Annotated in this window: 5 protein-coding genes; 4 read left to right on the forward strand and 1 reads right to left on the reverse strand. The window is 47.9% G+C overall.

Annotation, left to right across the window (positions count from 1 at the left end; all coding sequences use genetic code 11):
- Nucleotides 1-34: 34 nt before the first annotated feature.
- Genes IM638_09850 through IM638_09860 form a run of 3 tightly spaced genes read left to right on the forward strand, consistent with a single transcriptional unit; the run spans nt 35 to nt 4,005 of the window.
- Nucleotides 35-2,410 (forward strand): M48 family metallopeptidase, encoded by a 2,376-nt coding sequence (locus IM638_09850; GenBank protein MCA6363331.1) that lies wholly within the window; start codon nt 35-37, stop codon nt 2,408-2,410.
- Between the two features lie 10 nt (nt 2,411-2,420).
- The gene (locus tag IM638_09855) at nt 2,421-3,251 is read left to right on the forward strand and encodes a hypothetical protein (protein MCA6363332.1); all 831 of its coding nucleotides are present in this window, start codon (nt 2,421-2,423) and stop codon (nt 3,249-3,251) included.
- Between the two features lie 7 nt (nt 3,252-3,258).
- Complete coding sequence (locus IM638_09860; GenBank protein ID MCA6363333.1) at nt 3,259-4,005, forward strand: hypothetical protein; 747 nt, start codon at nt 3,259-3,261, stop codon at nt 4,003-4,005.
- A 53-nt stretch (nt 4,006-4,058) separates the two neighbouring features.
- Here the strand turns inward: IM638_09860 and IM638_09865 are convergent, their stop codons facing one another.
- Nucleotides 4,059-5,093 (reverse strand): glycosyltransferase family 2 protein, encoded by a 1,035-nt coding sequence (locus tag IM638_09865; GenBank protein MCA6363334.1) that lies wholly within the window; start codon nt 5,091-5,093, stop codon nt 4,059-4,061.
- Between the two features lie 117 nt (nt 5,094-5,210).
- Between IM638_09865 and IM638_09870 the strand changes: the two genes are divergently transcribed.
- A complete protein-coding gene (locus IM638_09870) occupies nt 5,211-6,416 on the forward strand; it encodes a bifunctional 3,4-dihydroxy-2-butanone-4-phosphate synthase/GTP cyclohydrolase II (GenBank protein ID MCA6363335.1) in 1,206 nt (401 codons plus the stop codon).
- Nucleotides 6,417-6,740: the final 324 nt, after the last annotated feature.

Here is a 6,740-nt window from a genome sequence, read left to right on the forward strand (position 1 = left end):
AATTACAACTAACCCTGAATTCATTTCGGATATCATGACATCTAAATTTTTTGCCGCGCTTGCGTTCTGGTGTATTGCCATTGTGCATACACAGGCGCAGAATACGTTTCAACCAGCCTTTGAGGTTGACTTTAACAATTATCAGCCGCTAAAGTGCTCAGGAAAAATTCCCGATGACATTCTGAAAAGTACCCGCGAAAAATACAACAGCGATTTAAAGGCTGAAAACAAACGCAGCGGCAGTGCGTACCGTGATGTGCAAAAAGAGCAGTTTCTGCTGCAAAGCAATTATGTGCTCGATAACCTGCTTACCAGCGGGAAAGTACTTTTTGGCGACAGTGTAACTACGTATATTAATCAACTGGCTGATGTACTGCTTGCCGATGATCAGCAGTTGCGCAGCAAACTCCGTTTTTACTGCCTGCGTATTTCTGATGCCAACGCTTTCTCTACCGATCAGGGAATGATTTTCGTGACGATCGGTTTAATTGCCCAACTTGAGAACGAGGCACAACTGGCTTTCATTCTGTCGCATGAAATTGCCCACTACGAAAAACGCCATACGCTTAACCAGTACCTCGAAAACAAAAAGATTTTCTCCAGAACGGCGCGTGATTATTACAGAAACTACGACGAGCGTATAAGATCATCCAGCGAATACAGCAAAGATCAGGAAATTCAGGCCGACTCACTTGGTTTACACCGTTTACGCAATGTGGGATACGATTGTGAACAGGCGCTTACATCGCTTTTTGTGCTGCAGTATTCGTATCTGCCGTTTGAAGATATTCCGTTTAACAAAGCCTCATTAAACACTCCTCTTGCCGCATTGCCCCAGGCCTTGTTTCTCGACAGCATAAAGCCTATAAATTTTGAAAGCGACAATGAGGACGACACCTATAATTCGCACCCGAACATGCTTAAACGCAGGCTCAAGCTGGAAGGGATAATTGATAACTCCTGCAATGCAAGTGGTAAAGTTTTTCTTATTTCAGAAAGTCGCTTCCTCACCTGTCGTAAAATATGCCGCTACGAAACGATTATGTATGATCTTACTTCGCGGAATTACATAGCTGTTTTCTACAATGCGGCCGTACTGATGCAGGAAAACCCAGGCAGCACATTTTTAAAAGTAAGTCAGGCGAAGGCCTTGTACGGACTTGCCAAATATAAAAACCATGAAAAAAGCGACGAAGTAATTCCGTATTACAAGAAGATTGAAGGTGAACAGCAGCAGGCTTACCACATGTTTTATAAATTATCCGCCTCGCAACTGAATATGATGGCCATGCGCTTCATCTTCAATTATCAGCAGCAAATTCCCGAATCAAATGTGCTGAAAGAAATGCTGAATGATCTGGCTGAAGAAGCATATTATTATCACGACATCGACTATTCTACGCTTAAAGAAAACTACAGAATTTATCAGGAAGCAAAACTTGATTCTGCGCGCCGAATTCAGGACAGTATCAATGCCCTGAATGCGCCCAAAACCGTTGACACATTGGTAAAAGCGGCAGAACAGGAACAAAAGTATGTGTCGAAATATGATAAACTCCGCGCTGAAAAAAAGAAGGTAGAAGAAAAAGTAGTCGTATCCGAAAAACAAACGATACGCAGTAAATTTCACCTGCTTGCTTTTGCCGATATTTTAGAGCAAAAAGAAGTGAAGGCACTATTTGAAAATGCCGAAGCCAGAGCCAGTGAACGCAAGGAGGCCGAAAAGAAAGAAGAGCTTGCACTTAGTAAAATGTCGGCCTATGAAAAGCGGAAAGCGAAAGAGAAAGCTGAAAATTACACCGGACAGTCTTTAGGCTTAAAAAAGGTGCTGGTAATTGATCCGTTTTATTTCGCGGCTGATGAACGCAAAGGACTTCACCTGCTTGAGTCGGACGATAAAAAACGCCAGCTCACACAGCAGATTATAGAAAATGCCCGTTACGCCAATCTGGAAGTCGAATTGTTTGACCCGAAAACATTTACGGCCGATGATGTAGATAAGTATAATGATCTGGCTATGCTTAACGACTGGATTTCGGAACGCATGCAGCATGATGAAATTGAAATACTTCCGGCTTCGGGTGAGATGGCTGATCAGGTAGCCCGCAAGCACAATGCCGAAGATATTTACATTGCCGGTGTATTCAGCTACAAACAACCCCGATCTAACCGCGGATCCATTCTGCTGGTCTGTCTTTTCCTTTATCCGGCCCTACCCTTTGCCATTGTGTATGCGCTTACACCCGAACAGGACACTTATTTCTTCTCGCTTGTGTACAACCTGCATTACGGCACACAGCGTATGAAACGGGTGATACACATGAAGTCGAAATCGAGAAATGGCTATATCAATTCGCAGATGTATGACCTGATGCTTCAAATTAAACGTAGTCCTGGTCAAAAGAAATAACCTCACTCGCATGAAAAAGCTATTTACAATTCTATTGGTTCTGTGCTGCGCAAAAACAGTTTGGTCGCAGATTCCCGGTTATCAGGGCAAACGTCTGTTGATAAGCTATTCAGGGCAAACATTCATTCGTTATGACCGGGATGAATTTTTAAACATCGAAGACGGCTTTGTGATGAGTACCCGTTTTTCGTGGAGAAATGAACTGAACTTATCCTACGTAGTTTCCCGTAAATCTACCCTTGGTATCAGCGCCTTCTATGCACGCCCCAATGCTACATGCAACTATGAAAGTGTTTCTTTCAATTACGTAAACCCGCAGAGCGGCATTACGCTGGCGAATACAGCCTCTGTAAACATCAATGAATTTGACAAACCCGGTTCGCTTCGTTTCACGCAATTTGGGGCGGCAGTTAACTGGCAGTTCTTTCCCAATAAATATATTGCTCCTGTAGGTACATATCACCAGTTTAGTGTGGGTTTTATGATGGCGCGGATACCACTGGAGAAAGAAAATGAAATCCGTTTAAAAGAATATCCAACCTGGCAAGGATCAAATTCATTTCAGGCCGTACTCACCGAACCTTACAAATTTTCCTGTGCACGCTTCAGCTATCATCTCGGGCGGCAGAATCCTATAGGTAAAAATATTTACCTGAATACCGCAATTGGTATTGTAAGGTTTTATGGCAACAGCTATGTTTCCACCAACCTTTTCAGCGACGGTTCTACCAGCTATGGTTCCATACTCAAGCTGGATGAATACCTGAATAATATGATTTCCCGCAATTTGCTGCGCACGCAGATGTTTGAAATCAAATTTGGAATCGGGTTTATTAAATAAGTGGCCGATGAAAAGAGCATGTTTTTTTCTGTTCCTTTTTGGCTGTTCGTGTTATGCAAGCGCACAGGAAGAACTTTCGAAAGAAGCGCCAGTACTTCGGATTCGTCTAAACGGAGCTGTGTATGGTGATTATATTAACCGTTGGAATGGAATTTATGACTCGCCCGATCTGCTAAGTATTGAGCAGATTACAAGCGGAGGAATAAAACTCGGCATTGATTACCGCACACGCGCCTATCAGCCCCTTGGCAGTCACGGTGTTGATTTTTCACTGATTGCCGGAGGGAAAAGCGCAAGTTTTCAAGTAGGTATTCCCGGATCAGGCCCTTCGTCCATTCCCCCCAAAAATCAGAATGAGCCGAATTATTACGCATGTCAGGTTACATCCTCCGGAGTTGAACTTAGTCCGCAAACCAGCGTATTTTATGTATATGGTTCGGAAAAGCAGCTGGAATTTACTTACGGAGTTGGATTGAATTTTCAGTATCAAACCAATAAACTGGCTCTGATGAGTCCGCTCTCCTCTTTTGATACACTTGCTTTTATTCCGCGCGGACTTAGCGGCTATTCCTCGTCTTATGCCGCCTTTCATACATCCGCTGAATTTTTTCTGGGTTTCAGAAGAGCTTTCCGGCGACTGGCCTTAGGAGGCAATCTGGGTATTCAGCAACACCTGCTTGGTAAAAAAGGGTATCACCCGAAAACAGCGGTATCGTATCAGGTCAACATCATTTACACACTCAAACAACTGTAACCGGTAATTTATACGTGCATCAGGGCTTGCTGACTTTAGCATACTGCTGGTGTTTACCGCGAAAACTTACCGGCATCCAGCTCGCTGAAATGCTTTTTACCGTGCAGAAAATGCGCAAACACCACCGAGCCGTTGTACACCGCTGAGGTAGCATACTGACTGATTCCCGCTTTAAGTTTTCTACGCTTTTTCAGTGTACGCGGCAACTGTGCGTAAAAATTAAAATGGGCACGGATTACGGCAAAGCAATGTTTCCAGTCGCCGGAAAGCAGGAAACGTACACCGGCCACACCGTCGATAATCAGGCGCAGGAATATTTTTATGCCGAACCAGCCGGGAGCGTGGTTTTTGGCAATCATCACCAGATTATTGCGGAAGTTGAGAAAGGTTTTGCGCGGATTAATTTGCGAAAGCGTGCCACCGCCTACATGAAACACGGTTGAGTTGCCGCAATAACCAATGCGCCGGCCCATGTTGCGCAGCCGCCAGCAAAGGTCTATTTCCTCCATGTGCGCAAAAAAATCTTCGTCGAGACCGTGCGCCGCTTTCCAGTCGGTGGCGCGCATCATGAGGCAGGCTCCGGTGGCCCAGAACACATCGCAGGTATCGTTGTACTGGCCGTTGTCGGTTTCAAACGCATTGAACAGGCGGCCCCGGCAAAACGGAAACCCCCATTTATCAATAAAACCGCCTGCGGCACCAGCATATTCAAAACATTCGCGCTGGTGAAAGCTGCGTATTTTAGGCTGGCAGGCAGCCATGCCGGGGTTTTCGTCCATGAGTTTCACCAGCGGCTGGAGCCAGCCGGGCGTTACTTCAATGTCGGAATTAAGCAGTACGTAGTAATCGGCATCTACTTCGGCCAACGCTTCGTTATAACCGCGGGCATAGCCGCCATTGCGCGAATTGCGGATGATGCGGATGCCGGGATAATGCGCTTCGAGAAAAGCCACTGAATCATCGGTTGACGCATTATCGGCCACAATAATTTCGGCCCCGCTGCCGGTGTGCTGCATCACGGCGGGCAAAAACTGTTCGAGCAAAGCCCGGCCGTTCCAGTTCAGAATTACGACAGCAGTTGTTGACATGGCGCAAAAATAGGGGTTTCGCGTGATTGTATTGGACAAGATCGGTGCTGCGCGCAATTCCCCCTGCCCTTTTTCGTACCTTTGCACCCACATTTACGAAATTACATGGCAGAACGCGTGTTAAATACCATTGAAGAAGCGCTGGAAGATATCCGCGCCGGGAAAGTGATTATTGTGGTTGATGATGAAGACCGCGAAAACGAGGGCGATTTTATTGCTGCCGCCCGCCACGTTACCCCCGAAGTAATCAATTTCATGGCCACACACGGGCGCGGACTTATTTGCGCACCTATTATCGAAGACCGGGCCGACGAACTCGGGCTGGAACTCATGGTGCCCAAAAACTCTTCGCTGCACGAAACACCGTTTACCGTATCCATCGACCTGCTTGGCAACGGCTGCACAACGGGCATTTCAGCATCTGATCGTAGTAAAACCATTCAGGCGCTTATTGACCCGAACACCAAGCCCGAAGATTTCGGCAAGCCGGGGCATATTTTCCCGCTGCGTGCACGCCGCGAAGGTGTGCTTCGCCGCATCGGCCATACCGAAGCCACCATTGACTTTGCCCGTTTAGCCGGCTTTGAGCCTGTGGGTGCGCTGGTGGAAATTATGAATGAAGACGGCACCATGGCCCGCCTGCCCGAACTGCTGCAAATTGCCAAGCGGTTCGACCTGAAAATCTGCTCCATTAAAGACCTTATCGAATACCGCCTGCGCACCGAAACCACCATTGTGCGCGAAGTGGAAGTGGAACTCCCCACCGAACACGGCAATTTCCGCATGGTGGCCTACACCCACACGCCTTCCGGCCAGCCGCACCTGGCACTGGTAAAAGGCACCTGGGAAACCGGCGAAGAGGTACTCGTGCGCGTTCACTCGTCGTGCATGACCGGCGACATTTTCGGCTCGTGCCGCTGCGATTGCGGTCCGCAACTGCACAAAGCCATGGAAATGATTGAAGCCGAAGGAAAAGGTGTAATCATTTACATGAATCAGGAAGGCCGCGGCATCGGACTGCTCAATAAACTCAAAGCTTATAAACTGCAGGAGCAGGGCCGCGATACTGTGGAAGCCAACCTCGAACTCGGCTTCAAAATGGACGAACGCGACTACGGCGTGGGCGCACAGATTCTCCGCGATCTCGGTGTGCAAAAACTCCGCCTGATGACCAACAATCCGAAAAAACGCGCCGGGCTCATCGGCTACGGCATCGAGATTGTGGACAATGTGCCGCTCGAAATCAAATCCAACAAACACAACCGCCTCTACCTCGAAACCAAACGCGATAAGCTTGGGCATTCGCTGCGGCTGGAGAAATAGTGCGGAGGCTTTGAAGCATCGGTGGCTTCGACAAGCTCAGCCACCGAGACAAGCTCAGCCACCGAGACAAGCTCAGCCACCGAGACAAGCTCAGCCACCGAGACATTTAATTTTCTGTGGACGGTGAGCCCGTCGAACCGGGAACTACCGAGATGTTTGTGGACGGTGAGCCCGTCGAACCGGGAACGGGTACTTCGCCTTCGTGGACGGTGAGCTTGCCGAACCGGGAACGCGTACTTCGCCTTCGTGGACGGTGAGCTTGCCGAACCGGGAACGGGTACTTCGCCTTCGTGGACGGTGAGCTTGCCGAACCGGGAACGGGTA

This window comes from Bacteroidota bacterium, from assembly GCA_020402865.1.
GTDB lineage: Bacteria > Bacteroidota > Bacteroidia > Palsa-965 > Palsa-965.